This window comes from Pseudomonas sp. SWRI77, from assembly GCF_014269105.1.
Classification (GTDB): domain Bacteria; phylum Pseudomonadota; class Gammaproteobacteria; order Pseudomonadales; family Pseudomonadaceae; genus Aquipseudomonas; species Aquipseudomonas capeferrum.
In genome coordinates, this window is record NZ_JABWRV010000023.1 from 1 (window position 1) to 25,963 (window position 25,963).

The window sequence follows — 25,963 nt, forward strand, 5'->3', positions numbered from 1 at the left end:
GGGCTGCGAAGCGGCCCCAGGATTTCGGCGTCGAAACACAGATCCAGGGGCCGCTTCGCAGCCCATCGCGACGCAAGGCCGCTCCTACAAAGGCCGGAGGTGCTTTTAGCGGGTAACGGTGCGCATCGTCACGAATTCTTCAGCCGCGGTCGGGTGCACGCCGATGGTCTCGTCAAACTGCTGCTTGGTCGCGCCCGCCTTCAGCGCAATCCCCAGGCCCTGCACGATCTCGCCGGCATCCGGCCCGACCATGTGGCAGCCCAGCACCTTGTCGGTCTCGGCATCGACCACCAGCTTCATCAGGGTCTTTTCCTGGATGTCGGTCAAGGTCAGCTTCATGGCCCGGAAACGGCTCTCGAAGATCTGCACCTTATGGCCGGCCTCCAGCGCCTGTTCCTCGGTGAGGCCAACGGTACCGATCGGCGGCTGGCTGAACACCGCAGTGGGGATGTTCTGGTAGTCCACCGGGCGGTACTGCTCGGGCTTGAACAAGCGCCGCGCAACGGCCATGCCTTCGGCCAGCGCCACTGGGGTGAGCTGCACGCGACCGATCACATCGCCAATGGCCAGAATCGACGGCGCGGTGGTCTGGTACTGCTCATCGACGCGAATGTAGCCCCGTGCATCCAGCTCGACGCCCGTGTTCTCCAGGCCCAAATTGTCGAGCATCGGCCGCCGCCCAGTGGCGTAGAACACGCAGTCGGCAACCAGCTCGCGGCCATCCTTGAGGGTGGCCTTGAGGCTGCCGTCGTCCAGCTGGTCGATGCGCTGGATATCCGCGTTGAACTGCAGATCGAGGCCGCGTTTTTCCAGCTCTTCCTTCAAGTGCGTGCGCACCGAACCATCAAACCCGCGCAGGAACAGATCGCCCCGGTACAGCAAACTGGTATCGGCCCCCAGCCCCTGGAAGATGCCGGCAAACTCGACGGCGATGTAGCCACCGCCCACCACCAGCACGCGGCGCGGCAACGCCTTGAGGTAGAACGCTTCGTTGGAGGTGATGGCCAGTTCCTTGCCAGGGATGTCCGGCACCTGCGGCCAGCCGCCGGTGGCGATGAGGATGTGCTCGGCGGTATAGCGCTGGCCGTCGACTTCCACCTCGTTGGCGCCAGTCAGGCGTGCATGGCCCTGCAACAGGGTCACCCCGCTGTTGACCAGCAGGTTGCGGTAGATACCGTTGAGGCGCTCGATTTCCCGGTTTTTGTTGGCAATCAGGGTGCCCCAGTCGAAATGCCCTTCTTCCAGGGTCCAGCCGAAGCCTGCGGCCTGTTCCAGCTCGTCGGCGACATGCGCGCCATACACCAGCAGTTTTTTCGGCACACAGCCGACGTTGACGCAGGTACCGCCCAGGTAGCGGCTTTCGGCTACCGCCACCTTCGCGCCGAAGCCCGCGGCAAAACGCGCTGCGCGCACACCGCCGGACCCGGCACCAATCACGAACAGATCAAAATCGTAGGCCATTTATTCAGTCTCCTAGGCTGGCACCCAGCATACCGCCGTTGGCCGCCGCAAACAAAAAAGCCACCCCGAGGGGTGGCTTGCAGACCAGCGGGGCTTATCAGTAAGCCTTGCCAGTCTTGTAGTAGTTCTCGAAGCAGAAGTTGGTCGCGTCGATGTAGCCTTCGGCGCCACCGCAGTCGAAACGCTTGCCCTTGAACTTGTAGGCAATCACGCAGCCATCTTTGGCCTGTTGCAGCAGGGCGTCAGTGATCTGGATTTCGCCACCTTTGCCAGGCTCGGTGTTGGCGATGATATCGAAGATGTCCGGGGTCAGGATGTAGCGGCCGATGATCGCCAGGTTCGAAGGCGCGTCTTCCGGTGCAGGCTTTTCGACCATGTTGGTGACACGGTAGATGTCGTCGCGGATCATCTCACCGGCGATTACGCCGTACTTGTTGGTTTCCTGCGGGTCGACTTCCTGGATGGCGACGATCGAGCAGCGGTACTGCTTGAACAGTTTGACCATCTGGGTCAGTACACCGTCACCTTCCGGGTTGACGCACAGGTCGTCAGCCAGCACTACCGCGAACGGTTCGTCACCGATCAACGGGCGGCCGGTGAGGATCGCGTGGCCCAGGCCCTTCATCTCGGTCTGACGGGTGTAGGAGAAGGAGCACTCGTTAAGCAGACGACGGATACCGACCAGGTACTTTTCCTTGTCGGTGCCCTTGATCTGGTTTTCCAGCTCGTAGCTGATGTCGAAGTGGTCTTCCAGGGCACGCTTGCCACGGCCGGTCACAATGGAGATCTCGTTCAGGCCGGCATCCAGCGCTTCTTCAACGCCATACTGGATCAGTGGCTTGTTGACCACCGGCAGCATTTCCTTGGGCATGGCTTTGGTAGCGGGCAGGAAGCGGGTGCCGTAACCGGCGGCCGGGAACAAGCATTTCTTGATCATATACGTCCTTAAACAAAGGCTAGGCCTGTGGAATTCGGCGCAGTCTAATCAGGCGGCAGTCACCTTACAATGCCCCACCTGAGGCCGACCGATGCCATGATAGAGATAACCCAGTGTAGATAGTTCCAAGGGATCGTAAATATTGCGCCCATCAAATAGCACTGGCATACGCATAAGCCCCCGCACACGCACGAAATCCGGCTGCCGAAACTGCTTCCATTCGGTCACCAGCACCAGGGCGTCTGCACCCTCGACACAGGCGTAAGGGTCTTCGCTCAGGCGCAACTGACCGCTGGCCACGGCCTGCGGATAACGCCCCTGCATGCCGCCAAGTGCCACCGGGTCGCAGGCCTGTACCCGGGCCTCCGCCGCAAGCAACGCATCGATCAGCACCAGGCTGGGCGCCTCGCGAAGGTCGTCAGTGCCCGGTTTGAAGGCCAGCCCCCAGAGCGCGACGCTACGCCCACGCATGAAGCCGCCAAAGTGCTGGTGCAGCGCCTTGAACAGCAAGGTCTTCTGTTCGTCGTTGCGTGCCTGCACCGCCTGCAAAATCGCGGCCTGGTAGCCCTGCTGCTCGGCAGTGCGAAGCAGGGCCCGGACATCCTTGGGGAAGCACGAACCGCCGTAGCCACACCCGGCATAGATAAAATGGCTACCGATGCGCCGATCACTGCCGATGCCCCGGCGCACCTGCTCGATGTCCACATCCAGCTGTGCGCAAAGCCCCGCCAGCTCATTGATGAAGGAAATCTTGGTGGCCAGAAAGGCGTTGGCGGCGTATTTGCTGAACTCGGCGGCGCGGGGCGTCATCAACAGAATGCGTTCGCAGTTACGCACAAAGGGTGCATACAGCCGCTGCAGGCACTGGCCGGCCGCCGCACTGTCGCTGCCGATGATGATGCGGTCGGGGCGCATGAAATCATCGATGGCGCTGCCCTCCTTGAGAAACTCGGGGTTGCTCGCCACCTCGACAGCAAAGCCTGCGCCACGCGCGCGCAAACCGACTGCAATGTGCCGGGCCACCCGCTCTGCAGTACCTACCGGTACTGTCGACTTGTTCACCACCAGGCTTGGGCGTGTCAGGTGGCGCCCCAGGCTGTCGGCAACGCCCAGCACATGCTGCAGATCGGCCGAACCGTCCTCCTGGCTGGGCGTGCCCACGGCGATAAACACCACCTCGGCACTGGCCAGCGCTTGCTGCCAATCATCGCTGAACAGCAGGCGGCCCGCCTGCATGCCGCTGTACAAGAGTGCCGGCAGGCCTGGCTCGTGGATCGGGCACTGGCCCTGGCGCAACTGCATCAAGCGCTGCGGATCACGTTCCAGGCAGGTCACCCGGTTGCCCATTTCGGCAAAACAGGCCGCCGTTACCAAGCCGACATACCCCGCCCCGATCACACAGAGTTCCATGGCCGCGCTCCTTGAGGATGATGGCGGTCATTGCAACCCGAAGGTGGTTGCAGGGCGGTGACGGGCAGATGACAAAAGAAGGCGGCCGGCGCAGCAAACCCGTCAGCTACCCGTTCCCTGCCCGATCAACACCCCCTCGACTTGCTGGCCATACAGGTTCACCCCGTCATTGGCATGAAACTTCAGCCGCGTCTTCTCCACAGACCCCTCCACCAAGCGCGGGTCCTGCGGCCGTTCGTGGCGGTTGATCCACGCCGCCACATCCCAGGCCTGTTGATCGCTCAAGCTGCCCGGTTTGCCCAGTGGCATGTTGTACTTGATGAAGGACGCTGCCGTGTTGATCCGGTGCATACCGGCCCCCCAGTTGTAGGAGTCCTTGCCCCACAGCGGCGGCATCACGTACTCACCGGCCACCTTCTGCCCTTCGCCGTTGTCACCATGGCAAATCGCACATTGCTCACGGTAAACCTGCTGGCCGCGCTTGAAGTCGTAGCCACCCTGGGGTTGCGCCACGTCCGGATAGCCGCGACCCGCGATCTCGACGCCTGTGGGTGCCTTGGTCGACAACCAGTAGGCATACACCGACAGCGCCGTCATCTGCGGGCTGTCCGCCGCCGGTGGCTTGCCGTTCATGCTGAACTGGAAACACCCCTGGATGCGCTCGGCATAGGTGTTGACCTTGTCGTTTTTCTTGCGATAGGCCGGGTACATCGGGTACGCGCCCCACATCGGCGCGGAGTGTGCCAGCCGTCCCTGGTCGAGGTGGCAGTTGCTGCAGTTCAAACCGTTACCCACGGCTTCCGGCATCTTGCGTCGGGTATCGACAAACAAGGCATGGCCCTCGCGGACCATCTTGCCAAAGGCATTGTCCGGCAACTCGCTTTCGGCGGGCGGCACGAACTGCGGCGCGGCCTGCACGCCTGGCACCTTCAACTGCGACTGGTCTTCCATGGCGATCGGGGCGGCCTGGGCACTGCCCATGGCCAACAGCAGCGCGGCGGGAATCAAGGGCTTCATGGCGTGACCTCCAGGCTGGCGGGGCGGGCGAAGAACTCGGCAATGGCCTTGACCTCGTCATCGGTCATCGCCTTGGCCACGCCCACCATCAGTTGGTTGGGGTCATTGCTGCGGCTGCCGTCGCGCCAGGCATTGAGCTGCGCCATCAAGTAAGCCGCAGGCTGGCCTGCCAAGGGCGGAAAATGCTCACCTACCCCACTGCCACCAGGGCCGTGACATTGCACACAACCGGGTATCTGTCGCCCCCAATCACCGTACAGGGCCATGCGCGTGGTGGGGTCATCGGCAATCTGCTGGCGGCGCAGGTCAGCCGCAGGCTCGGCCGGTAGGCTGGCCAGGTACGCGCTGACCGCCTTGATCTCGTCTTCGCTCAAAGCCTTGGCGAGCGGTTCCATGACCGGCTGCTTGCGCGTGCCATCACGCCAGTCGTGCAACTGTTTGCTCAGGTAGCCGGCGGGTAACCCGGCCAAACGGGGGAACCCGGCGGCGGCAATGCCCTTGCCGTCTGGCCCATGGCAACCTAGGCAGGCCATGGCGGCGGGGTTCGCCCCGCCCTGGGTGAAGATTTTCTGGCCATCGGCGGCATGCGCCGTGGGCCAGGCCAGGATCAGCAAGCTGCCGATCACGACTCGACTCAACGGTGTCATCACGAATCTCCATTTCTTTTGTTATAAGCTTAGGCTTAAAAAACATAAGCAAATGGATACTAGACCCGTAAGGCAAATCGCAACAACACCAGACTCGCCAAGCGAGGGTTATTGGCTTTTTAACCGCGAATCAATTGCGCCAGATCAATGGCCAGAAATGCACTGCGTCGTCGCCGTACGCACGTCGCCCAGGCGCAGCGGGAAGTTGTTCAAACGCTCACGCAGTTTGATGCTGCTGCCGCTGCCACGCTTGTCGATATCGACCAACGCCGCAGGCCCGGCCCCGGACGTGAGCTTCTGCGGCACGATCAGGCGCAGGCCGTCGCCTCGCGGCTCCTCGACCAACGGATCACGGGTATCGGCCAGCTTCTGCTTGATGCAATCTGCGTATTCACGCGGCGTCTTGCCAGAGATCACATCCATTGTTTCGCGCGATTGTTCAAGCTCCGAAACGCTGACACAGCCACCCAGCGTCAGGGACAACGCCGCTACCATCCATTTCATTTGCAGCACCTCTGCCTTTCAAGAATCCCGTTCGACCACCGCCGGGCTGTTTTGCTCCCTGCTTTGGCAGATTTATCTACGCCTGGCCAACAGGCGCGGCAGTGTAACGCTACATCGTGGTATCTTTCGCCTTTGAAGATCCAAACCTTGCGGAGCATCACATGAAATTCGTACACCAGCGCGAGCACCTGAACGAAGACGATATCGTCGTCATCGAGTGCTCCCAGCGCTGCAACATCCGCCTGATGAACGACGCCAACTTCCGCAGTTTCAAAAATGGCGGCCGGCACACCTACCACGGGGGTGCTTTTGACCAGTTCCCGGCAAAGATCACCGTGCCAAGTACCGGTTTCTGGAACATCACCCTCGATACCGTGACCACTCGCCCGATCTCGGTAACGCGCAAACCGACCTTGACCCACAAGATCAAGATCATCCGTCGCTCGTCGTCGAAACTCAGATAAGACCGCCATGACCCAGACCATCAAGTACGTCATCAAATACAAACTCGACGGCGAGCGCCGCTTTGAATTCGCGTTCATGCCCGAGGCTTCCGTGGAGCAGGCGCTGCAAGCGCTGCAAAAGATCCACGGCGACGATGCCGTGAAGATCAGCGACATCCAGGTCAGCAAGGCCCTGTAAACGCCCTACGTGCACTGCCGTACCGATCACGCTGCCCGCAAGGAGAATCGCATGAGCCAGTGGCCTGACCGTCGCATCCTCGATCTGCTGGGCATCGAGCTGCCCATTCTCCAGGCGCCGATGGCCGGTGCGACCGGCTCGGCCATGGCCATTGCCGTGGGCGCTGCGGGCGGCCTCGGTGCGCTGCCCTGCGCCATGCTCACCGCCGCGCAGATCGCTGAAGAGATCGAGGCATTTCGCGCCGCCTGCCCTGGGCGCCCGCTGAACCTGAACTTCTTCTGCCACCAGCCACCGCTGCCCGATGCCGAGCGCGATGCGCGCTGGAAGCAGGCATTGAAGCCTTACTACAGCGAAGTGGGTGCCGACTTCGAGGCCCCCACCCCGGCCTCCAACCGTGCGCCTTTCGATGAGCAAAGCTGCCAACTGGTCGAGCGACTGCACCCTGAAGTGGTGAGTTTCCATTTCGGCCTGCCCGCGCCGCAGTTGCTGCAGAGGGTCAAGGCAACCGGCGCCAAGGTGCTGTCCAGCGCCACCACGGTGGCAGAAGCGGTGTGGCTGGAGCGCCACGGCTGCGACGCGATCATCGCCATGGGCTATGAAGCCGGCGGCCATCGTGGCATGTTCCTCAGCGAAGACATCACCAGCCAGATTGGCACCTTCGCCCTGGTGCCGCAGATTGCCGATGCGGTCAAGGTGCCGGTGATTGCAGCCGGCGGCATCGGCGACCACCGCGGCCTGGTCGCGGCCCTGGCCCTCGGCGCGTCGGCCGTGCAGATCGGCACGGCCTACCTGTTCTGCCCTGAGGCCAAGGTTTCTGCCGCTCACCGCCACGCTCTGGACACCGCGCCGGCCAGCGAAACCGCACTGACCAATCTGTTCACCGGCCGCCCGGCGCGGGGCATCATCAATCGCGTCATGCGCGAACTGGGGCCGATGAGCGAGCTGGCACCGCGCTTTCCGCTGGCGGGTGGCGCGCTGATGCCGCTGCGCGCAATCACCGACCCCCAGGGCAACAGCGACTTCAGCAACCTCTGGTCAGGCCAGGCGCTGCGCCTGGGCAGGCACCTGCCGGCAGGTGAGCTGACCCGGGATATCGCCGACAAGGCCCTGCAACAAATCGGGCGCTGAACCCGGTTGGCGAACGTCTATAACACAGTTGCCCTCAGGCCCTTCCCGGCCAATGGCGTATCGCTATATAGTTAACGCTATAACGATAATCCCAAGGAGCTGTCTTCATGCGAATCCGCCCACTGCACCTGGCTGCCACTGCCCTGGCCAGCCTGATCTGCCTCAACACTGCCTGGGCCGACGAGGTTCAGGTCGCGGTCGCAGCTAACTTCACAGCACCGATCCAGGCCATCGCCAAGGACTTCGAGAAAGACACCGGCCACAAGCTGGTTGCAGCCTACGGTGCCACCGGGCAGTTCTACGCACAAATCAAGAACGGTGCGCCGTTCGAAGTGTTCCTCGCCGCCGATGACAGCACCCCAGCCAAGCTCGAGCAAGAAAACGAAATCGTACCCGGTTCGCGTTTCACCTACGCCATCGGCACCCTGGCCCTGTGGTCGGCGAAGGTAGGTTACGTGGACGCCAAAGGTGAAGTGCTGAAAAAGAACGCCTACAAGCACCTGTCCATCGCCAACCCTAAAGCCGCCCCTTACGGCCTGGCCGCGACGCAGGTGCTGGACAAACTGAACCTGGCCGAGGCCACCAAGGGCAAGATCGTCGAAGGCCAGAACATCACCCAGGCCTTCCAGTTCGTATCCACCGGCAATGCCGAGCTGGGCTTCGTTGCCCTGTCGCAGATCTACAAGGACGGCAAGGTAACCAGCGGCTCGGCCTGGATCGTGCCGTCCGCGCTGCACGACCCCATCCGCCAGGACGCCGTGATCCTCAACAAGGGCAAAGACAATGCCGCCGCCAAGGCGCTGGTCGAGTACCTGAAGGGCCCGAAAGCCGCAGCGGTGATCAAGTCCTACGGTTATGAAATCTGATGCCACTGGACGCCAGTGACCTGGGGGCAATCTGGCTGACCGTCAAACTGGCCAGCTTGACCACCCTGATTCTGCTGGTCCTCGGTACGCCCCTCGCCTGGTGGCTGGCGCGCACGCGTTCGTGGTTACGCGGGCCGGTGGGCGCCGTGGTGGCGTTGCCGCTGGTGCTGCCACCGACGGTGATCGGCTTTTACCTGCTGATCGCCCTCGGCCCGCACGGTTGGCTCGGCCAGGCTACCCAGGCACTAGGCCTGGGTAGCGTGGTGTTCAGCTTCACGGGGTTGGTGATTGGCTCGGTGATCTATTCCATGCCGTTCGTGGTGCAGCCGCTGCAAAATGCCTTTGGCGCTATCGGCCAACGGCCACTGGAAGTGGCAGCCACCCTGCGCGCCAGCCCCTGGGACACCTTCGTTCATGTGGTACTGCCGCTGGCCCGCCCCGGCTTCGTCACCGCGAGCATCCTGGGTTTCGCCCATACCGTGGGTGAGTTTGGCGTGGTGCTGATGATTGGCGGCAACATCCCCGACAAGACCCGCGTGGTCTCGGTGCAGATCTTCGATCACGTCGAGGCTATGGAATATTCGCAAGCCCACTGGCTGGCCGGTGCCATGCTGGTGTTCTCGTTCCTGGTGCTGCTATTGCTATACGCTGGGCGCCGCGGCAAAGCTGGCTGGAGCTGAAATGACTGGATCGATTGTGGCGCGCCTGGAGTTGGCGCGCGACGACTTTACCCTGGATGTCGACCTGCTGCTGCCAGGGCGCGGTATCAGCGCGCTGTTCGGCCACTCCGGCTCGGGCAAGACGTCATGCCTGCGCTGCCTGGCGGGGCTGGAGCGGGCTGCCAGGGCGTATATCGAGATCAACGGCGAGGTTTGGGAAGACAGCGCGAGCGGCTATTTCCAGGCGCCGCATCTGCGACCGGTGGGCTACGTATTCCAGGAAGCCAGCCTGTTCCCGCACCTGTCGGTACGCAGCAACCTGGAGTTCGGCTGGCGGCGAATTGCGCCGGGCGAGCGCAAGGTCAGCCTTGATCAGGCCTGCCAACTGTTGGGCATCGGCCACCTGCTGGCACGCCGCCCGGCCACCTTGTCCGGCGGCGAGGCCCAGCGCGTCGGCATTGCCCGTGCGCTGCTCAGCAGCCCACGGCTGTTGCTGATGGACGAGCCACTGGCGGCCCTCGACGGGCCGCGCAAGCGCGAGATCCTGCCGTACCTGGAGCGCCTGCATGACGAGCTGGAAATCCCGCTGGTGTATGTCAGCCACGCCCAGGACGAAGTGGCGCGGCTGGCAGACCACCTGGTGTTGCTGGAGCAAGGCCAGGCCGTGGCCAGCGGCCCGATCGGCGAAACGCTGGCGCGCCTCGACCTTTCATTGGCCCAGGGCGAGGACGCCGGGGTGGTGTTCGAAGGCCTGGTGGTCGGTCATGACCCTCATTACGATTTGCTCGACCTACGCCTGCCCGGCAGTAGCGCGCCACTCTTGCGCATCGCCCACCCTGCGCATGTCATGGGCAGTACCCTGCGGGTCAAGGTTCAGGCCCGCGATGTAAGCCTGGCCCTGGCCGCAGACAGCGCCTCGAGCATCCTCAATCGGTTGCCGGTGCGGGTGCGTGAAAGCCGCCCGGCAGACAACCCGGCCCATGTCCTGGTCAGCCTGGATGCCGGCGGCAATGCCTTGCTGGCGCGTATCACTCGCTATTCGGCAGACCAGTTGGGCCTGCACCCAGGCCAGGCACTGTTTGCCCAGATCAAGTCGGTGGCATTGTTGGGCTGAGCAACCACCACGCGGCCGTTGTCCATTGATCAGTGACCTGATCGAGGCCTGCCGCCAATGCTCGACTGCCCCCTGCCCCGCACCTTGCATTACGTTGACGACAGCCAACCGGGCCTGAGCCGGCGGCGCTGGCGCGACCGCTTCATCTACTTTGATGCCGAGGGCCAACGGGTGCGCGACGCCGACACCCTCGCGCGCATCGCTGCGCTGGTGATTCCGCCGGCGTACAGCGAAGTGTGGATCTGCGCCGACCCGCAGGGTCACCTGCAAGCTACTGGCCGCGACGCCCGTGGCCGCAAGCAGTACCGCTACCATGAGCAATGGCGCGAACTGCGTGACCAGCACAAATACGGGCGCATGCTGGCCTTTGCTCAGGCACTGCCGAAACTGCGCCTGCAACTGGAAACGCACCTGGCCCGCCCGGGCCTGGACCGGGAAAAGGTCATGGCACTGGTGGTGAGCCTGCTGGACCACACCCTGATCCGCATCGGCAACCAGCGTTACCTGCGCGACAACCAGTCATACGGGCTGACCACGCTGCGCAACCGCCACGTCAAGGTGCAAGGCGGCAGCATCCGCTTCCAGTTCCGCGGCAAGCGCGGCGTCGAGCACGACGTCACCTTGCATGACCGGCGCCTGGCAAACCTGCTCAAGCGTTGCATGGAGCTGCCGGGCCAGGCGCTGTTCCAGTACCTGGACGAAGACGGCCAACGCCGCAGCGTCGGCTCCAGCGAGATCAACCAGTTTTTGCAGGAACTCACTGGCGCCGATTTCACTGCCAAGGACTACCGCACCTGGGCCGGCAGCAGCCTGGCGCTGGACCTGCTCAGGCCGCTGGCATGGGAGCCGGAAAGCGAAGCGAAGCGCCAGGTCGCGGCCATCGTCAAACAGGTCGCCACACGCCTGGGCAACACCCCGGCGGTGTGCCGACGCTGCTACATCCACCCGGCGGTGCTGGAACACTTTGCCCTCGGGCGGCTGGCCAGTTTGCCGCGCAAGCGTAACCGCAAGGGCCTGGACCCGGAGGAAGTCGCGTTGCTGTTATTTCTTCAGGCACTAGAGGAACAGTACGATCATTGACACTGTCTATTTAGGCCATGATGCAGAGAAATTTCCCATACGGGCTGAACCCCCCTATTCTTGCCACCGAGCACCTTCGCCGACAATCCGCTTGCGGTAACTATCGGCGCCTGCAACTGAAGACACGCAACAGAATTTGTCTGTCGGGGAATTCCTATCCGCCGAAAGCGTCTTTAATGAGAAGGAAGAGGGACTGGCTCCCACCGCCGCGGCAAATAGCCCGACGGATTTCAACATTACCAAGGAGAACTACATGCTGATACTCACCCGTAAGGTTGGCGAAAGCATCGTCATCAACGATGACATCAAAGTCACCATTCTGGGCGTCAAAGGGATGCAGGTGAGGATTGGTATCGACGCACCGAAAGATGTCCAGGTGCACCGCGAAGAGATCTTCAAGCGTATCCAGGCTGGCAGCCCGGCCCCGGAAAAACACGACGACTCGCACTGAGCGACCCCACCTCAAGCCGCACGGACGCGCTTGATCGACGGTGCCTCAGGTGCCCAGCAGTTCGCGCACCTTGGCGATCATCCTGTCCATATCGAAGGGTTTGTCGAATACCGCGGCGAACAGTTCCGGGCACCCGTGGCTGGCCTGGCTAACCTGGCCGCCGCTCATCAAGATGACCGGCAGGTCGCTCAGGTGCAGCTCATCGCGCATCGAGCGCACCAGCTCTTCGCCATTGAGCAGGGGCATCATGTAGTCGGTGATCACCAGCTCGACGCGTTTTTCCTTGAGCGCTTCCAGGGCCTTGAGGCCATTGCTCGCTTTTTCCACCAGATAACCTTCATCCTCAAGGGCGAAGCCGAGGATGTCGGCGATCAGGTATTCGTCATCGACGATCAGAATGGTGTTCATCAGAGGGCCCGTCACCCGCTCCCTTGCGGCACAGGGGCCCCAGAGAGCACGCCGCTGGCGCCCTCGAAGGCCTTGCGCAAGGTGATGCCCTGGGGGCCGAGCAGCAGCTCGTGCAACGCAGGGTCATGGTGGCTGTCACGCACCTTGAGGATCGACAGCATGCGCCGCAGCTGCGACTGCAGCTCGACGAAGCGCATCAGCATCAGGTTGTCGACGATGCTCGACAGGTCCGCTGTCGGCGCAGTGATTTCCGAACCGAAGATGTCACGCATTTCCCAGGTCAACAGCACACTGACTTCACGTGCTCGCAGCTCAGCAGTCAAGGCGCGGAAAAACGCGTTGAGCCGCGTCGGGTCGATCGCCAGACGGCTGAAGGCACCCAGGCTGTCGATCACCACACGCTTGCTGCCTTGCGCCTCGACACGTTCAAGCAAGCGCGCGCCAACCTGGTCCAGCAAAACCTCCGTGGTGGGCTGCCAGCACAACTGCAGGGCACCTTCGCGCTCAAGTGCGGCAAAATCGTAGCCCAGCGACGCCGCTTTGAGGCGCAAGCGTTCGGGCGTTTCGTAGAAACCGAAGTGCACCCCTGGCGCCCGCGCGGTACATGCGCCCAGAAATGCCAGGCCCAGGGACGTCTTGCCGATACCGGAAGGCCCCATCAACAGGCTGACCGAGCCAGCGGCCAGCCCGCCACCGCACATTTCATCCAGGCTCATGATGCCTGAAGAGACACGGCTCAGCGTGGCGTTGCCCTTCTGACTGAGGTGGCCGAGCAGCGACTCCAGCCGCGGAAACACATGCATGCCCGCTTCGTCGATCAGGCATTCGTGACGGCCCGACAAGGCTGCGCTGCCACGCGTCTTGCGCAACTGAATGTGGCGTACGGCACGGCTGCCGACCAGGTGCTCGCCCAGCTCGATCACCCCATCGACCATCGTGTGTTCCGGGCTGCCTTCGTCCAGCCGTGCACTGGTCAACAGCAACACGGTGCAGCCGGCAAAAGCTGCGTGGCCTTGCAGTTCCGAGACGAATTTTTTCGTGTCCAGGTGCGTCTGCGCACGCACGCGGGCATTAAGCACACCGTCCACGATGAGTAGGCTGGCCTGCTGGCGCCCGATCTCCTGGCGCAGCAACTTGACCACGGCATCGAGCCCTTCCTGCTCGAGGGCGTCGAAGGCACTGACGAACTGGATCTGGTCGCCAACCAGGCTCGGGTCGAAAAATTCAAGGGTGCCCAGGTACTGGAACAGCCGCTCGTGGGATTCACTGAGCAACGTCGCCACCAGCACCCTGCCGCCAGTCTGCACGTGGTGACAGGCCAACTGATTGGCGAGAATGGTTTTACCCGCGCCGGGTGGGCCTTGAATGATGTACGACGCCCCCGCCACCAGCCCCCCCCTGAGCAGCGCATCGAGCCCTTCGATCCCCGTCACCAGCCGCTTGAGTGCCTGTGCCATGGTTTCTACCTGTCGAGTTGGCGATCTGCTTGTGGGTCAGACGTGGGTAAATAAAGACGCATGCAGGTGCCCCTGCCGAGCACGCTGTCGACGCTGATGGCGCCATTGCTCTGCTTGGCGAAGCCATAGACCTGGCTGAGGCCCAGGCCGGTTCCCTTGCCGAATGCCTTGGTGGTGAAGAACGGCTCGAAAATGCGTGGCAGCACGTCAGGGGCGATCCCGCTTCCGCTGTCCTGCACCTCGAAGCACACGAAGCTGCCATGCAACCCCTCCACCTCACCGACAAGCTCGACAACCTCGGCCGCCATACGGATTTGGCCACTGCCCGGGATAGCATCGCGGGCATTGAACAACAGGTTCAGCAGCACCATCTGCAACTGCCCTGCATCCACTTCTATTGATGGCAAGGTTGACGGCAGGTGATGCTCCAGGTCGATGTCACTGGGCAGCGAATGTTCCAGCAGCCCACGGGTGGCGGCGATCAGTTCCAAGGGCGCGACGCGGCTGACATCGAGTTTGCGGTGTCGGGCAAAACTGAGCAGTTGCTGGGTCAGTTCGGTACCCCGCTGCCCGGCGTCGACAATGTGTTGCAGCATACGTTGGATACGCGCCGGGTCCTGAGCGTTCATGGCCAGCCGTGCCGAGCTCAGGATGATGGTCAGCATGTTGTTGAAATCATGCGCCAGCCCACCGGTCAGTTGACCAAGGGCTTCGAGCTTCTGCGCCTGGAACAGCTGGGCACGCACAGCATCGAGCTGCAGCGCAGAATCGCGCCGGTCAGTGATATCCCGGGTAACCTTGGCCAGGCCGACGATCTGCCCGAGATCGTCACGGATCACGTCCAGCGCGGCCATCGCCCAGAATTGCGAGCCGTCCTTGCGCACGCGCCAGCCCTCATCCTGCGCCACCCCCTGCTCCAGCGCTTGGCGCAGCAGTCGTTCGGGGCGCCCTTCGGCACAATCCTGAGGGGTGAAGAACAACGAGAAATGCCGGCCGATCACTTCATCTGCGCGGTAGCCCTTGATCCGTTCGGCGCCAGCGTTCCAGGAAACTACGCGCCCATCCGGGTCGAGCATGTAGATGGCGTAGTCCACCACCGACTGAACCAGTTGTTCATAGCGGTGAGCGGGAATGACGGGGTGATCGAGGCAGTCAGCTGAAACCATGCAAACTCCACAGGCACAGCGGGAGGTAGAAAATAGGCCTAACCAGCAGTGTCACCCTGCATCCGCCCTGTGGCAACTGTTTGTCAGCGGCCACGGTCGACCAGTACAGGGCTCACTCGACGCGGCAGCGCCACCTTGAGCAGCCACAGGCCCACCAGCAGAATGCCGCCGCCGCCCGCCAAAGCCATCATGCGTTGGGGTTGCGGGTGCTCGGCGTCAAACCCTAGCATCAGCAAATAACCGCCGAGGCTGATGAGGCTCACATAGAGAAACGCCCCCAGCAGTGTCACCAGGGCGAACAACAGACGCCATATAAACCGCGGGCGCACCACACGACCACTAGCATCGGACGAACTGGCCCGAGTCATCGCTTCATAACCATTGGATCCAAATGAGGGGCAACAGTGGCGTAATGACAGCAAGGTGTCAATCACCCATTCGAGCACCCTTCACACCCTTGATCATAGGTGCTGCGGTTGACTCAACTATAACAATGGGTTATAAAGCGCGCTTGAATGCAAGGCTCTTCTACTTAAAAGCATTGACTTAGAAGCATGCCGGTCGCTCAGACCCATTCATGTGCGAGTGTGGTGGAATTGGTATACACAGCAGACTTAAAATCTGTCGGCGTGAGCCTTGCGGGTTCGAGTCCCGCCACTCGCACCAAATTCCTTCGAAAAGGCGCCCTTGTGGCGCCTTTTTTCGTCCTGCGGAAATTCCCGGCGCAACTGCTAGAGTGGAGTTTGTCCCTGTCCACTGGAACGCCGCCATGCGCTACTCCCTGTTCGATGGTCAACGCGACGTCATCATCCTGATTGCCCGCATACTGTTGATGATTCTGTTTGTTGTATCCGGCTGGGCCAAACTGACTGGTTTTGAAGGTACGGTCAGCTACATGACATCACTAGGCGCGCCTGCGCCAATGCTTGCCGCAGCAGTTGCAGTGGTGATGGAGTTCTTTGTCGCCATCGTGCTGATTCTGGGGTTCTATACCCGCCCACTGGCATTTCTGTTCGCACTGTTCGTGCTGGGCACCGCGCTGATCGGCCACCCGTTCTGGAACATGGTCGACCCCGAACGCAGCGCCAACATGACTCAGTTCCTGAAAAACTTGAGCATCATTGGCGGCTTGTTGTTGCTGGCAGTGAGCGGCCCCGGGCGTTTCTCGCTGGACCGCCGTTGACTCAATCGTCTTCGCAGTCGTCGTGCCAGGCTGGGTGATCACGGTCCTCGTCATCGAGATCATCCAGCGTTTCCTCATCTTCTTCGACTTCGTCTAGCGCGCCTTGGGCATCTGTTTCGTGCTCGATGTCGTCGTAGAGGAATTCGTGGTCGAGCAGGTGGTCATGCTCGGGTTCGTGCAGGTCGTCTTCGTCGCGCATGCTGGCTCCTGGATTGGCGGGAGGCCTATATAGGCTGAACAGTGGGCAAGGTCAATGGATGGCCGCTTAATGCTGGGTTAACCGGGCGCGGGCAGTCTGCAGGCTCTCCCTTCAAGCGTTCCTTGCCCGCCATTTAATGGCGGGCTTTTTTTGCGCGGGGGGTTTGTTGATGACGGGGAAGCACCTGGCTTGAATACCCGCAGCAAACGACAGCCGTATGACACCCTCTTCACATATTATCGACAACCTGCTTGGCACACTGGCCTTGCTCCGTACGTTCTTTAGCCCGCCCATTGTCGGCGGGCTTTTCTTTTGCCGCTTAATAACTGCCTGACGCCATGTTGGGCCTAGCCCCTTTCCTCGCTCCAACCACTATGCGGCGTCACCCAGAAAACACGCTAAGCTCAGCTATCCGATGCCTTGGTAATCGGCGTTTCTACGCGCTTGCCCATCGTCGCTCTGGCGATCCACACCGACGAGCCTATTTGGCTCAAAGAGGGTGTTCCAATGGCGACAATCGAGACAAAAGCGTTCGCTAGAGGGCTGCTGAAGGTTGAAAACGCTTGGCAGGCCTATGTCCTGTCGCGCAAGTCCACCCAGGGGCTTGCCGGCCTGGAGCTGATGGCCGCGCAGGCGGAGTGCGACCGCGACTTTATCAGGTTCCAAAATCAGAGCCAGCAGTTCTACGCCGAAGTGCGCAAGCGTATTGGCGACGCTGAAAAGCTGGAGGTGGACAGGGCGCTGTATCCTCAGCATTTCCCCACACGCCCATCAGCAGACAGCTGAAAGCCCACAAAAAAACCGGCCACTGGCCGGTTTTGCTTTAACGTCTCAAACGCAAGGCCTAGCCCTTCGAATTGGACCACCTGGCCGAAGGCTGCCTGGGGCCGACGCGATCGGAAGCGCCAATACCGGAAGCCACCTCCTGGATGGACCCGCCTTTTGAGAGGAATACTTTGATCTGCTCGTCGAGCCGCAGGTGGGCTTTGTGCGTGGGGGACTGATGGGAGGCATTCATGACTGAACCTCGATAGGGAAGTCACTGGAATGCAGCAACTCGTTTGTCACTATACGCCTCATCCGTCACTGACGGGGTGAATTCCCCTGCCCGCCCCAACTGCCAGCAGTTAAAGAGCCTCCATCCGCCGGTCACCGGAAGGCGGCGGCGCTTTCAAGATGTGGGAAAAGCTCCCGGTCAAGCCGAACCGAAGCTCTTTGGGCATCACGAACGTGAAGTGGATCAGCCATGAGCCATCGCCGAGCAACAACGTTTCGCTTCGGTATCGTAGGACTTCCGCTTCGCTTATGCCGATCGCTACTGCGACTTCCTGATTGCTGGGCTTGCGATCCATTGAGATGACTCCCTCCGACATTGCGCCGGGAAGCCATCAATACTCCTCCTCCGGCTACATAAGCGCTACTTAAAATTTGCCTACCCGTGTGCGGGCACAGAGGGTGCTTACACCGTCAGTGTTCTGCAGCACGAGCAGTGCTACGCTGCGGGCGACTTCGCCACCCAAGGAGCAGGGAATGAGTTTTGACTGGCACGCAGGGCCGATCACCCGTGCAACCCCGCTGGACAAGAACTACCGCAACACGCAGAAGGTCCGGCAGTTCATGGTCGGCGAATGCGGCGATGGCTTCAAGTTCGATCGCACCTTCATGGCCTGGATCAAGGGCGGCGAGCCCGTAACACTGGGCGACGTTGCTGATGAATGGCTGCGTCGAAGAAAGCTATGACGGCAATACCGATTTATTAACTCATCCGCCATACCGTCTAGCTATTCGACACGATGCTGGAAAACGACTTGCCGATTGCAGGAAGTGTCGCCTCGCGATTTATGGAGATAGACAGGGCACATCCGTCGCCGATTTCACCAAGCACAAAAATGCCCGCGAATGCAGGCAAAAAGGTATCATCCGCCGTTTATTCAGCCCCCATGACAGGGAATTCAGAAATGCAAGGCAAACACTTAGCCTATCGACCGGACATAGACGGGCTCAGGGCTCTGGCCGTTTTGGCTGTCACAATTTTCCATTTCAACAAGCAATGGCTCCCTGGCGGCTTCGTCGGCGTTGACGTTTTTTTCGTCATTTCCGGCTTCCTGATCACAGGGATCATCTACGGAAAAGGGCCCCACTTCTCTTTCGCTGACTTTTACGGTCGCCGTGTCCGTCGGATCCTACCTGCAGCTGCATTTGTAACAATCGTCACGTTAATCGCTGGCTCGTTCTTACTCTTGCCTGCCGACGTCAAGTCTCTTTCGGAGTCGGCCATCGGCGCTACCCTTTCTGCAGCTAACATCTACTATTGGCTCTTCCTGGACACGGGCTACTTCGCCGCTTCGTCCGACACCGTGCCACTGCTGCACATGTGGTCGCTCGGCGTCGAAGAGCAGTTCTATCTGATATGGCCGGCGTTGATGATCATCGCCATGAAGGTCGGAGGTAAGCGCCTGCTGGTGGCAGCCGGCGTCATTCTCGCTATCGGTTCCTTCGCGGTGAGTGAGTACTTCCTGGCTCGCGACCCCTCGTTCGCTTATTACATGCTGCCTTCCAGGGCAGGCGAACTTCTGGTCGGTGCCCTTCTGTTCCTGTGGCAGGACTCGCGACGCATCCCTGCCTCCGCTGCCAACGTGGCTGGTGCAGTGGGCCTGGCCATGGTTGCCGGATCGATTCTCTATCTTGACGAGAAGAATGGTTTCCCTGGCGTTCGGTCGATTATTCCCTCCCTGGGCGCGGCACTGCTGATCCTTTCAGGCACTAACCAAAGAAACATTCTATCCAGAATTTTTGGGAACCCAGTCGCCCGTTATGTGGGGCTGCGTTCATTCTCGCTTTACCTCTGGCACTGGCCTGTTCTGGCGTTCTACCGTTACGCATACGGTGAGCCGACGCTGTCAGGTGGCATCGCCTGCGCACTGCTGATGTGTCTACTCACCCTCATCTCGTATCACCTGATAGAGACGCCTTTCAGGGCTCGCACTCCAATGTGGCTGATCACCAAGGCTGGGCCGATCATTGCGACCAGCGCGGGTGTAATGGTACTGGGATACGTCTTGGTGAAGAACAATGGTTATTGGCCAACCGCAGCAGGAGCGGCATACAAGAGAGAAATCTCTTTACACGACTACAACACGAAACCTGCGAGCCGGTTCCCATTCAACTGCCAGATGATGCAGTACGATCCGAAAAAATGGACCGAGGATCAGTGCGTCAATGGTGATAAGACAGTGCCTGCGCAAACACTGCTTTGGGGCGACTCAAACGCAGCGCATTACGTTGGGTATCTGAAGGCCGTAGGAGAAAGCGCTCACTTCTCCATCCGAAATATCTCTCATTCGTCGTGCCCTCCGGTGCGTGATACGAAAGGCCTTCTTGGTCCGGATCGCGCCAAGTCCTGCAATGATTTCAATGAGCGAGCGTTCGCCGAGTCCAAGAACTATAGAACCGTAATCCTCGGAGCATCATGGGCAGCCTATGCAGTGAAAGGCGGGAAGGAAAAGTTCGCCGATACCATCGCTGAACTGGCCGGCAACCACAATCAGGTGATCATTGCCCTAAATGTCCCCGTATTCGTAGGCCTGGACCGCATGTGTACGGCAAAAGCCATTCGCATCCCAGGAATGAACTGTCCAGCAACCGCGATGATTCCAGATCAAGGCGAAAGCGAAGTCAACCTCTATCTCAAGGAACTCGCAAGCCAGTACGCCAACGTAACCACGTTCGATGTCCGGCCGCAAATCTGCAAAAACGGAACGTGCTCGGCTTACGACAAAGATACGCTTCTCTACTTTGACAGCGGCCACATCAGCATGGTCGGCTCTGAGATCATTGGCCGGTCCGTTGTAGAATCCGGTCAAGTACCCCAGCCTATCGCGGCCCTGGGGCAATCCGCTCGATCTGTTGGGCAACACGTCGAAGATTGAACGGATGAGCATTTAAACTGCCATCTCTGCAAGCCCGCCACCTCGGCGGGCTTGCACTTTTACAGTCTGACCTGGCCGGGATGCCTTGCTCTTGCACATTGAGTCTTAGACATGACCATGGTCAGGCAGTTGAGGAATAGTCTGTCCGTTGGCCAAAGCACTGGCTTCAAGCTTCGCACGCTCCGCACTTAGAAAAACATAAGCGGCTTGCAGCGTGGTGATCTTCGTTTGAATCTCGGCCATCTTGGCGGCTACCAAAACCACACCGCGCGCGCAATCGATGTTATTACCCCGCCTGGCCGCAAGAATTTCCCCAATCTCTGCGAGTGAAAAACCTCCGCTCTGCGCACTCTGAATGAAGGCTAAATCGACAACGGTCTGTTCGCTGTAGCTGCGGTAGTTGTTGGCTTGTCGATGGGGCACGATAAGGCCGAGCTGTTCGTAATAGCGCAATGCGTGGCGGCTGATCCCACTCCGGCGCTCCAACTCACCAATGTTCACGGTAAAAAATCCTTGACTGTAGAGTAGGCTCTACACCTTAGCCTGCGCCGATCAGCTAAACAAGGATTCAGTCATGAGTGCGGAATGCTTCATCACAGGTGGCAGTGGGTTTGTGGGCCAACATCTACTGAGCCGTCTTACGGCGAAAGGGCACAAGACCTGGGTGCTTATGCGCACCCCTGGAAACATAAAGCGTCTCAGGGAACAGGTAGGCCAACTGGGAGGTAACCCTGCGCTTATCCATGCCGTTGAGGGCGATATCAGCAGGGAGGGGCTTGGACTCAGCGAGGCAGCCAAGCAAAACGTGTCTTCGGCCACTGTGATTTTCCACCTCGCTGCGCAATTCTCCTGGGGACTGACACTGGAGCGTGCTCGCGCAATTAATGTTCAAGGTGCTCTGAACGTGGCCAAGCTTGCGGCTAGCCAACGCATCCGACTGCTGATGGTGGGCGGTTTCATGCTACAAAACCTCACCCACCTCAACAGTATCGGAGTTGATATCACATGCCCTGAGAACACAGACTGGCCTGCGGTCTACGCCCGTGTAGGTGGCTATGAAGGCAGCAAACTCGAATCCCATTTTGCTGTCATCCGCTACATGCAAGACGCAGACGCGGATTACACGATTGTTCATCCTGCTACGGTGTGTGGCCACAGCGAGAACGGACATATCTTGGAAGGCCAACCGTTTTCCGAACTGATTCGAAACCTGGCACAAGGCCAGTTCAAAGCTGTACCCGGCTCTGTCAGGCATTGGTTACCATTAGTCAGCGTCGATTACCTGGTGAAGATGATGATTTGCGTGGCCTTCGACCCCTTCATGGCCAACCGTCAGGTCCTGGCGCTCTATGAGCGAACACCGAGCTTACAAGGGATGCTTCTGCAGATCGCAAAAACGCTAGACGTCAAGGCACCCCGCCGCCATGTACCAATAGGGTTGCTCAGGTCGCTATTGACCATTCCCGGACTGGCGACCCGGTTCGCGATCAGCGCCGAGTCATTAAATTTTATTCAGGTGCAGCGCTTCGATATGGGTATGAGTAGACAACTGGAACGGAAGTATCAATTAACCCATCCCAACATGACACGTGCTATCGAGAACACGGTGCGCTACGTCAAGGACTACGTGACGAAGCCATAATCTAGCCCTTTACAGAGATGCTTGCCCTCTGCGCACATTGGCATTTATTGCTGCCCTTTAGGCACTCTATTTTCTTCGCAGACCAAATAGTTAATTTCAGACCGTTTGGTTGGTCAAAAGGATCGACACTTAGCCTCGCCCACGAGCAATCCAGCATACATTAACAAGGAATGTACTGATGCAATCTCAATTCGGCAAAGGTGTCCTCTTTGCACTCTGCGCCGCTGCACTGAATGCAACAATCGGAGTATTCAGCAAGGTGCTGATGAACAGTGGGTTCAGCCCCAGCAGTATCGCCCTGATAAAGACCGTACTCGGCTGCCTACTGCTGTCAGTCTTGCTGCTGTTCCTCAAGCGGCCTTGGCATACGGCTAAGTGGCTCCATGCAGCCGTCTGCGCCTTTCTCGGCATTTTCGTGTTGTTCCACTTTGAAACCTCGGCCTATAACCATTACGCCGCAGCGGGCGTGGTGGTGATCCTGATGGCAAGTGCTTCCATTTCTTCGTTATTACTGGGCCGGATAGTCCTCAAGGACCCAATCACCGCCAACGCAGCGGTAGGTGCCGGATTGACGATAGCCGGTATTGCCGTGGTTTTTGGAGCAGACCTGGAACAAGGTTTTTCGCTGCAAGGCGCAGTGCTCGCGTCGATTGGAGGCTGCGGTTATGGCGCGTTTTCGGTTGCCATGAAGCGCATGGGCGTTTCTGGAGGACTGCATTTCACTCGGCAGCTATTGTTTTTCGGGAGTCTTTACCTGCTGATGCCGGCTGCAACCAATGGGTTCATCATGGGAGAGCTGTCACGGGTGGCGGTCATGGCTTTGGTGGCCCTGGCTGCATTGCCGACCATCCTCGGTTTCTTCTGCACCACCAAGGCCATCGAGTATTTAAAGCCATCACAAGTTCAAGCACTGGAACTGACTGAACCGCTGTTTGCCGCACTTCTGGCGTTCGTGGTCCTTAATGAGGTACCGCGAGACACGTTGTACTGGGGGGCCGGGCTCATCCTCACTGGACTGTGTTTCTCAAACGAATTGATCCGATTAGGCAAGAAGACAGCACAGCCGTCTGCGGTGTAATTCGCTTTTGGAGTCAGCACTCGGCGCACACACCAAGCGCATCTATCGCCGAACGGGTGAGCGCGTAAGCCCCACCAAGCAATGGCCAGATTCGGAAAGGCTCGTTCTATTCGACCCACAAAGAAAAACCCCGCAAACGTTAACCTGCGGGGCTTTTGAATGTGCAGGCCGAGGTCGGATCGAACCGGTGTAGACGGATTCACCCTCCCGGAAAACGAAAACGCCACCTGATGAGGCGGCGATGACTGACGAAGGACGGGCGTTACCAGGTCTTCGGCTCTGACTTCTTGTACGAGCCACCGGTCATGCACTTTTCGACCAGGTCTTCCCGGGCCTTGTTGTCTGGAAGCGTTTTGAGGTAGTCCGGCTGGCAGTGTTCGGCAGTGGGCTCGTAGGCGGCAGTATCGGCGGCTTCTTCTTTGCAGCCGGCCAAGCCCATAGCAAGTGCAGCAGCGAGCATTGTGGTAAGGGTGCGCTTCATGAGGTTCCTTCCTGTGAAATGGGCGGGCGTTATACCAAAGATCGAAATGCCCTGCAAAACGTGGCGCAGTGCCATCAACCAGCCAGCGCCCTACCCTATCCAACCATAACGCCTCACCAGAGATGGCGGCACCTGCATTATCAATTCCATGCGCAGGGACGATATGGCGCGCGTTTACCGCCGCGTCGGCGCCATCGCCAACCCCTCGAAAGGCTGAAGTTTCGAAACTCCACCTCTGTAGATTCGGAACCCCTGTCTTTTTCGACCCACAAAGAAAAACCCCGCAGACGTTAATCTGCGGGGCTTTCGAATAATGGAGGCCGAGGTCGGAATCGAACCGGCGTAGACGGATTTGCAATCCGGAGCATAACCACTTTGCTACTCGGCCTCAAAGTTTGGAGTTAGCCGCTTGCGCCTTGCTATCTCCTTGAAACACTGAACCTTTTTCAAAGTTCGCTGCGTTTCGATGGGCGCCATTATGTCTGCATTCAATGAACCTTGCAACCCCCTGAACAGAAAAAAATTTCAAGGGGTTCAAGGTGTTAGCGCAAGCGGCCGAGCTTGCTCCAAAGCCCCACCACGGTGTTCTCCACCGTGCCGCTGGCGGCCATGCCGATGCGTTCCTGCAGGCTCTTGCGCTCAGCAAAGTGCAAGTGGAACAGGTTGGCGTTGCGGGCGCGGTCGCTCAGGTATTCGTCGCTGGTCTGCAGCTCGTCCACCAGCTTGCGGTTAAGCGCTGCCACACCCAGCCAGACTTCGCCGGTGGCCACTTCGTCCATGTGCAGCTGTGGCCGATAGCGGGCGACAAAATCCTTGAACAGCTGGTGGGTGATGTCCAGGTCTTCCTGGAACTTCTCCCTGCCCTTCTCGGTGTTTTCACCGAACACCGTGAGGGTGCGCTTGTATTCGCCGGCGGTGAGCACCTCGAAATCGATGTTGTGCTTCTTCAGCAGACGATTGACGTTGGGCAGTTGCGCCACCACACCAATCGAACCCAGCACGGCAAAGGGTGCGCTGACAATCTTCTCGCCAATGCAGGCCATCATGTAACCACCGCTGGCCGCCACCTTGTCGATGCACACGGTCAGCGGGATGCCCGCCTGGCGAATACGCGCCAGTTGCGAAGCGGCCAGGCCATAGCTGTGTACCAGGCCACCGCCGCTTTCGAGCCGCAGCACCACCTCGTCACGCGGGGTGGCGAGGGTCAGCAGGGCGGTGATCTCGTTGCGCAGGCTCTCGGTGGCCGAGGCTTTGATGTCGCCATCGAAATCGAGCACGAAGACCCGGCTCTTTTCTTCAGCCTTGGCTTTTTTCTGCTGTTTTTCCGCCTTTGCCTGCTGCTTGCGCAAGGCCTTGAGCTGGGCCTTGTCGAGCAAACCCGACTCCAGGCGCTCGCGCAGCTCTTTATAGAACTCGTTCAGGCGCGTGACCTGCAGCTGCCCGCCCGGTTTGCGCCGCCCTTTGCCGCGCAAACCGGCAATAGCCGACAACACCACCAGGATGGCAATCACCAAGGTGGCGGTTTTAGCGAGAAAGCTTGCGTATTCGGCAAGAAACTCCACGTTGACTCCTTCAAAGACTGGCGCCAGTTCAGCGCGTAACTGCTACAAGCATACCGGTGCGCCTGAGGCGCTGCCAGCCGGTGTAAACGCTGGCAACACAGTTCAAACAACCTTTTCAAACGCTTGTATGTTTTTTCGTTGACAGCCTGTGTGGCACATCCTAACCTCGCAGCAACCTCCAACAGGCCGGATACCTTCGTGGGCAACCTCTACCTGATCCGACATGGCCAAGCCTCCTTTGGTGCCGAAGACTACGACGTCCTCTCAGCCGTCGGTGTGCGTCAGAGCCAGGCCCTGGGCGAACACCTGGCTCAGCTCGGTGTGCGGCTGGATCGTTGCGTGGCCGGCGACCTGCGCCGTCAGCAGGATACCGCACGCCTGGCGTTGGAGGCCTTGCACGCCAGTGGCTGCGCGGTACCGACTGTAGAGACCGACGCGGCGTTCAATGAATTCGATGCCGACGGGGTGATCCACGCCCTGCTGCCGGGGCTGATGGAGCACGAACCCAACGCCCTGTACATCTTGCGCAATGGCGCGCAGCACCGCAGTGAATTCCAGCGCCTGTTCGCCTTGATGGTGCAGCGCTGGCACGATGGCGAGCATGCCGACGACGGCCTGGAGACCTGGCAGGCCTTCACCGCCCGCGTCCAGAAGGGCTTGCAGCGTGTGCTCGAAGCCGCAGGCAGTGGCGACAACATCGCCATCTTCACCTCCGGCGGCACCATCGCCGCCCTGCTCCACCTGGTCACCTGCATTACCCCCAGCCAGGCTTTCGCACTGAACTGGCAAATTATCAACACGTCGCTCAGCCAGCTGAAGTTCCGCGGCCGCGACGTGGCACTGGCTTCCTTCAACAGCCAAGCCCATGTGCAGCTGTTGAGGGCGCCGGAGCTCATTACCTACCGATGAGCCCGGCTTGTTGTGTCCCTGCGGGGACGTGAA

The 25,963-nt window shown here is 60.0% G+C and carries 30 protein-coding genes and 2 tRNA genes; 16 read left to right on the top strand and 16 right to left on the bottom strand.

All coding sequences use genetic code 11. The features are described 5' to 3' along the window. Nucleotides 1-105: 105 nt before the first annotated feature. From gorA to HU766_RS20125, 6 genes are all read right to left on the bottom strand, one after another. Nucleotides 106-1,461: a glutathione-disulfide reductase gene (gene gorA, locus HU766_RS20100; protein WP_047581926.1), complete on the bottom strand. Its 1,356-nt coding sequence runs from the start codon at nt 1,459-1,461 to the stop codon at nt 106-108. A gap of 97 nt (nt 1,462-1,558) precedes the next feature. Beyond that, nucleotides 1,559-2,398, bottom strand: coding sequence for a UTP--glucose-1-phosphate uridylyltransferase GalU (gene galU / locus HU766_RS20105; RefSeq protein WP_033696852.1), 840 nt, complete (start codon nt 2,396-2,398; stop codon nt 1,559-1,561). 48 nt (nt 2,399-2,446) lie between these two features. After that, a complete protein-coding gene (locus HU766_RS20110) occupies nt 2,447-3,808 on the bottom strand; it encodes a UDP-glucose/GDP-mannose dehydrogenase family protein (protein WP_186660057.1) in 1,362 nt (453 codons plus the stop codon). Between the two features lie 102 nt (nt 3,809-3,910). Beyond that, nucleotides 3,911-4,825: a c-type cytochrome gene (locus tag HU766_RS20115; RefSeq protein ID WP_033696850.1), complete on the bottom strand. Its 915-nt coding sequence runs from the start codon at nt 4,823-4,825 to the stop codon at nt 3,911-3,913. Beyond that, complete coding sequence (locus HU766_RS20120; RefSeq protein ID WP_186660059.1) at nt 4,822-5,472, bottom strand: c-type cytochrome; 651 nt, start codon at nt 5,470-5,472, stop codon at nt 4,822-4,824. Before HU766_RS20120 ends, HU766_RS20115 begins: the two co-directional genes overlap by 4 nt. A gap of 144 nt (nt 5,473-5,616) precedes the next feature. Next, entirely contained in the window at nt 5,617-5,976 is a 360-nt protein-coding gene (locus tag HU766_RS20125; protein WP_033696847.1) for a hypothetical protein, read from the bottom strand. 161 nt (nt 5,977-6,137) lie between these two features. Here HU766_RS20125 and HU766_RS20130 point away from each other — a divergent pair, with 161 nt between their 5' ends. The 8 genes from HU766_RS20130 (at nt 6,138) to csrA (ending at nt 11,916) form a co-directional block, all read left to right on the top strand. Beyond that, nucleotides 6,138-6,440 (top strand): DUF1883 domain-containing protein, encoded by a 303-nt coding sequence (locus HU766_RS20130; protein ID WP_033696846.1) that lies wholly within the window; start codon nt 6,138-6,140, stop codon nt 6,438-6,440. A gap of 7 nt (nt 6,441-6,447) precedes the next feature. Beyond that, nucleotides 6,448-6,618, top strand: coding sequence for a hypothetical protein (locus tag HU766_RS20135; RefSeq protein ID WP_077068364.1), 171 nt, complete (start codon nt 6,448-6,450; stop codon nt 6,616-6,618). Between the two features lie 51 nt (nt 6,619-6,669). Continuing rightward, the gene (locus HU766_RS20140; protein ID WP_186660062.1) at nt 6,670-7,746 is read left to right on the top strand and encodes a nitronate monooxygenase family protein; all 1,077 of its coding nucleotides are present in this window, start codon (nt 6,670-6,672) and stop codon (nt 7,744-7,746) included. A 107-nt stretch (nt 7,747-7,853) separates the two neighbouring features. After that, entirely contained in the window at nt 7,854-8,612 is a 759-nt protein-coding gene (gene modA, locus HU766_RS20145; protein WP_186660064.1) for a molybdate ABC transporter substrate-binding protein, read from the top strand. Then, nucleotides 8,612-9,292: a molybdate ABC transporter permease subunit gene (gene modB, locus HU766_RS20150; protein ID WP_186660075.1), complete on the top strand. Its 681-nt coding sequence runs from the start codon at nt 8,612-8,614 to the stop codon at nt 9,290-9,292. The genes modA and modB overlap by 1 nt, the downstream gene beginning before the upstream one ends. 1 nt (nt 9,293) lies before the next feature. Next, entirely contained in the window at nt 9,294-10,385 is a 1,092-nt protein-coding gene (gene modC / locus HU766_RS20155) for a molybdenum ABC transporter ATP-binding protein (protein ID WP_186660077.1), read from the top strand. Between the two features lie 57 nt (nt 10,386-10,442). Next, nucleotides 10,443-11,465 (top strand): DNA topoisomerase IB, encoded by a 1,023-nt coding sequence (locus tag HU766_RS20160; protein WP_186660079.1) that lies wholly within the window; start codon nt 10,443-10,445, stop codon nt 11,463-11,465. 253 nt (nt 11,466-11,718) lie between these two features. Then, the gene (csrA, locus tag HU766_RS20165) at nt 11,719-11,916 is read left to right on the top strand and encodes a carbon storage regulator CsrA (protein ID WP_004375914.1); all 198 of its coding nucleotides are present in this window, start codon (nt 11,719-11,721) and stop codon (nt 11,914-11,916) included. A 45-nt stretch (nt 11,917-11,961) separates the two neighbouring features. On the opposite strand, the gene HU766_RS20170 is transcribed toward csrA, so the two are convergent. The 4 genes from HU766_RS20170 to HU766_RS20185 form a co-directional block, all read right to left on the bottom strand. Next, on the bottom strand, nt 11,962-12,324 hold the full coding sequence (locus HU766_RS20170; protein WP_186660081.1) for a response regulator: 363 nt from the start codon (nt 12,322-12,324) through the stop codon (nt 11,962-11,964). Between the two features lie 11 nt (nt 12,325-12,335). Beyond that, nucleotides 12,336-13,781: an ATPase domain-containing protein gene (locus HU766_RS20175; protein WP_186660083.1), complete on the bottom strand. Its 1,446-nt coding sequence runs from the start codon at nt 13,779-13,781 to the stop codon at nt 12,336-12,338. Between the two features lie 5 nt (nt 13,782-13,786). Next, entirely contained in the window at nt 13,787-14,947 is a 1,161-nt protein-coding gene (locus tag HU766_RS20180; protein WP_186660085.1) for an ATP-binding protein, read from the bottom strand. A gap of 83 nt (nt 14,948-15,030) precedes the next feature. Then, nucleotides 15,031-15,315 (bottom strand): hypothetical protein, encoded by a 285-nt coding sequence (locus tag HU766_RS20185; protein ID WP_186660087.1) that lies wholly within the window; start codon nt 15,313-15,315, stop codon nt 15,031-15,033. Between the two features lie 213 nt (nt 15,316-15,528). Here HU766_RS20185 and HU766_RS20190 point away from each other — a divergent pair. Next, nucleotides 15,529-15,613, top strand: a tRNA-Leu gene (locus HU766_RS20190). A gap of 103 nt (nt 15,614-15,716) precedes the next feature. After that, a complete protein-coding gene (locus HU766_RS20195) occupies nt 15,717-16,130 on the top strand; it encodes a DoxX family protein (RefSeq protein WP_033696831.1) in 414 nt (137 codons plus the stop codon). A 1-nt stretch (nt 16,131) separates the two neighbouring features. Here HU766_RS20195 and HU766_RS20200 read toward each other — a convergent pair whose 3' ends face one another. Next, entirely contained in the window at nt 16,132-16,329 is a 198-nt protein-coding gene (locus tag HU766_RS20200; RefSeq protein ID WP_186660090.1) for a hypothetical protein, read from the bottom strand. A gap of 507 nt (nt 16,330-16,836) precedes the next feature. Here HU766_RS20200 and HU766_RS20205 point away from each other — a divergent pair. Then, the gene (locus HU766_RS20205; RefSeq protein ID WP_033696828.1) at nt 16,837-17,115 is read left to right on the top strand and encodes a hypothetical protein; all 279 of its coding nucleotides are present in this window, start codon (nt 16,837-16,839) and stop codon (nt 17,113-17,115) included. A gap of 341 nt (nt 17,116-17,456) precedes the next feature. Here HU766_RS20205 and HU766_RS20210 read toward each other — a convergent pair whose 3' ends face one another. Continuing rightward, the gene (locus tag HU766_RS20210) at nt 17,457-17,681 is read right to left on the bottom strand and encodes a hypothetical protein (RefSeq protein ID WP_186660092.1); all 225 of its coding nucleotides are present in this window, start codon (nt 17,679-17,681) and stop codon (nt 17,457-17,459) included. 178 nt (nt 17,682-17,859) lie between these two features. Here HU766_RS20210 and HU766_RS20215 point away from each other — a divergent pair, with 178 nt between their 5' ends. Both HU766_RS20215 and HU766_RS20220 read left to right on the top strand, forming a co-directional pair. Next, complete coding sequence (locus HU766_RS20215) at nt 17,860-18,069, top strand: DUF6434 domain-containing protein (RefSeq protein ID WP_186660094.1); 210 nt, start codon at nt 17,860-17,862, stop codon at nt 18,067-18,069. Between the two features lie 218 nt (nt 18,070-18,287). Continuing rightward, entirely contained in the window at nt 18,288-20,258 is a 1,971-nt protein-coding gene (locus tag HU766_RS20220) for an acyltransferase family protein (RefSeq protein ID WP_186660095.1), read from the top strand. A 105-nt stretch (nt 20,259-20,363) separates the two neighbouring features. On the opposite strand, the gene HU766_RS20225 is transcribed toward HU766_RS20220, so the two are convergent. Then, nucleotides 20,364-20,759 carry a MerR family transcriptional regulator gene (locus HU766_RS20225; protein ID WP_186660097.1) on the bottom strand — a complete coding sequence of 132 codons (396 nt, stop codon included), beginning with the start codon at nt 20,757-20,759 and terminating at the stop codon, nt 20,364-20,366. A 73-nt stretch (nt 20,760-20,832) separates the two neighbouring features. On the opposite strand from HU766_RS20225, the gene HU766_RS20230 reads away from it, so the two are divergent. Both HU766_RS20230 and HU766_RS20235 read left to right on the top strand, forming a co-directional pair. Beyond that, nucleotides 20,833-21,900, top strand: a complete 1,068-nt coding sequence (locus HU766_RS20230) for an SDR family oxidoreductase (protein WP_186660099.1) — start codon at nt 20,833-20,835, stop codon at nt 21,898-21,900. Between the two features lie 178 nt (nt 21,901-22,078). Then, on the top strand, nt 22,079-22,978 hold the full coding sequence (locus HU766_RS20235; protein ID WP_186660101.1) for an EamA family transporter: 900 nt from the start codon (nt 22,079-22,081) through the stop codon (nt 22,976-22,978). A 262-nt stretch (nt 22,979-23,240) separates the two neighbouring features. Here HU766_RS20235 and trbK read toward each other — a convergent pair whose 3' ends face one another. The 3 genes from trbK to sohB form a co-directional block, all read right to left on the bottom strand. Continuing rightward, complete coding sequence (gene trbK / locus HU766_RS20240) at nt 23,241-23,459, bottom strand: entry exclusion lipoprotein TrbK (RefSeq protein ID WP_033696822.1); 219 nt, start codon at nt 23,457-23,459, stop codon at nt 23,241-23,243. Between the two features lie 314 nt (nt 23,460-23,773). Beyond that, nucleotides 23,774-23,847, bottom strand: a tRNA-Cys gene (locus HU766_RS20245). A gap of 154 nt (nt 23,848-24,001) precedes the next feature. Further along, nucleotides 24,002-25,021, bottom strand: a complete 1,020-nt coding sequence (gene sohB / locus HU766_RS20250; protein ID WP_186660103.1) for a protease SohB — start codon at nt 25,019-25,021, stop codon at nt 24,002-24,004. A gap of 198 nt (nt 25,022-25,219) precedes the next feature. On the opposite strand from sohB, the gene HU766_RS20255 reads away from it, so the two are divergent. Beyond that, nucleotides 25,220-25,930, top strand: a complete 711-nt coding sequence (locus HU766_RS20255) for a histidine phosphatase family protein (RefSeq protein ID WP_186660106.1) — start codon at nt 25,220-25,222, stop codon at nt 25,928-25,930. The last annotated feature ends 33 nt before the right edge of the window (nt 25,931-25,963 follow it).

Excerpts from the sequence above, each read along its gene's own strand:
- HU766_RS20230 (WP_186660099.1), top strand. The coding sequence starts at position 20,833 with ATGAGTGCGGAATGCTTCATCACAGGTGGCAGTGGGTTTGTGGGCCAA.
- trbK (WP_033696822.1), bottom strand. The coding sequence starts at position 23,459 with ATGAAGCGCACCCTTACCACAATGCTCGCTGCTGCACTTGCTATGGGC.
- csrA (WP_004375914.1), top strand. The coding sequence starts at position 11,719 with ATGCTGATACTCACCCGTAAGGTTGGCGAAAGCATCGTCATCAACGAT.
- HU766_RS20120 (WP_186660059.1), bottom strand. The coding sequence starts at position 5,472 with ATGACACCGTTGAGTCGAGTCGTGATCGGCAGCTTGCTGATCCTGGCC.
- HU766_RS20210 (WP_186660092.1), bottom strand. The coding sequence starts at position 17,681 with ATGGATCGCAAGCCCAGCAATCAGGAAGTCGCAGTAGCGATCGGCATA.
- HU766_RS20115 (WP_033696850.1), bottom strand. The coding sequence starts at position 4,825 with ATGAAGCCCTTGATTCCCGCCGCGCTGCTGTTGGCCATGGGCAGTGCC.
- HU766_RS20130 (WP_033696846.1), top strand. The coding sequence starts at position 6,138 with ATGAAATTCGTACACCAGCGCGAGCACCTGAACGAAGACGATATCGTC.
- HU766_RS20180 (WP_186660085.1), bottom strand. The coding sequence starts at position 14,947 with ATGGTTTCAGCTGACTGCCTCGATCACCCCGTCATTCCCGCTCACCGC.
- modC (WP_186660077.1), top strand. The coding sequence starts at position 9,294 with ATGACTGGATCGATTGTGGCGCGCCTGGAGTTGGCGCGCGACGACTTT.
- HU766_RS20140 (WP_186660062.1), top strand. The coding sequence starts at position 6,670 with ATGAGCCAGTGGCCTGACCGTCGCATCCTCGATCTGCTGGGCATCGAG.
- HU766_RS20160 (WP_186660079.1), top strand. The coding sequence starts at position 10,443 with ATGCTCGACTGCCCCCTGCCCCGCACCTTGCATTACGTTGACGACAGC.
- HU766_RS20215 (WP_186660094.1), top strand. The coding sequence starts at position 17,860 with ATGAGTTTTGACTGGCACGCAGGGCCGATCACCCGTGCAACCCCGCTG.
- HU766_RS20170 (WP_186660081.1), bottom strand. The coding sequence starts at position 12,324 with ATGAACACCATTCTGATCGTCGATGACGAATACCTGATCGCCGACATC.
- HU766_RS20175 (WP_186660083.1), bottom strand. The coding sequence starts at position 13,781 with ATGGCACAGGCACTCAAGCGGCTGGTGACGGGGATCGAAGGGCTCGAT.
- HU766_RS20200 (WP_186660090.1), bottom strand. The coding sequence starts at position 16,329 with ATGCGCGACGAAGACGACCTGCACGAACCCGAGCATGACCACCTGCTC.
- HU766_RS20110 (WP_186660057.1), bottom strand. The coding sequence starts at position 3,808 with ATGGAACTCTGTGTGATCGGGGCGGGGTATGTCGGCTTGGTAACGGCG.
- HU766_RS20220 (WP_186660095.1), top strand. The coding sequence starts at position 18,288 with ATGCAAGGCAAACACTTAGCCTATCGACCGGACATAGACGGGCTCAGG.
- modA (WP_186660064.1), top strand. The coding sequence starts at position 7,854 with ATGCGAATCCGCCCACTGCACCTGGCTGCCACTGCCCTGGCCAGCCTG.
- gorA (WP_047581926.1), bottom strand. The coding sequence starts at position 1,461 with ATGGCCTACGATTTTGATCTGTTCGTGATTGGTGCCGGGTCCGGCGGT.
- HU766_RS20195 (WP_033696831.1), top strand. The coding sequence starts at position 15,717 with ATGCGCTACTCCCTGTTCGATGGTCAACGCGACGTCATCATCCTGATT.
- HU766_RS20205 (WP_033696828.1), top strand. The coding sequence starts at position 16,837 with ATGGCGACAATCGAGACAAAAGCGTTCGCTAGAGGGCTGCTGAAGGTT.
- galU (WP_033696852.1), bottom strand. The coding sequence starts at position 2,398 with ATGATCAAGAAATGCTTGTTCCCGGCCGCCGGTTACGGCACCCGCTTC.
- HU766_RS20125 (WP_033696847.1), bottom strand. The coding sequence starts at position 5,976 with ATGAAATGGATGGTAGCGGCGTTGTCCCTGACGCTGGGTGGCTGTGTC.
- modB (WP_186660075.1), top strand. The coding sequence starts at position 8,612 with ATGCCACTGGACGCCAGTGACCTGGGGGCAATCTGGCTGACCGTCAAA.
- HU766_RS20185 (WP_186660087.1), bottom strand. The coding sequence starts at position 15,315 with ATGACTCGGGCCAGTTCGTCCGATGCTAGTGGTCGTGTGGTGCGCCCG.
- HU766_RS20135 (WP_077068364.1), top strand. The coding sequence starts at position 6,448 with ATGACCCAGACCATCAAGTACGTCATCAAATACAAACTCGACGGCGAG.
- HU766_RS20235 (WP_186660101.1), top strand. The coding sequence starts at position 22,079 with ATGCAATCTCAATTCGGCAAAGGTGTCCTCTTTGCACTCTGCGCCGCT.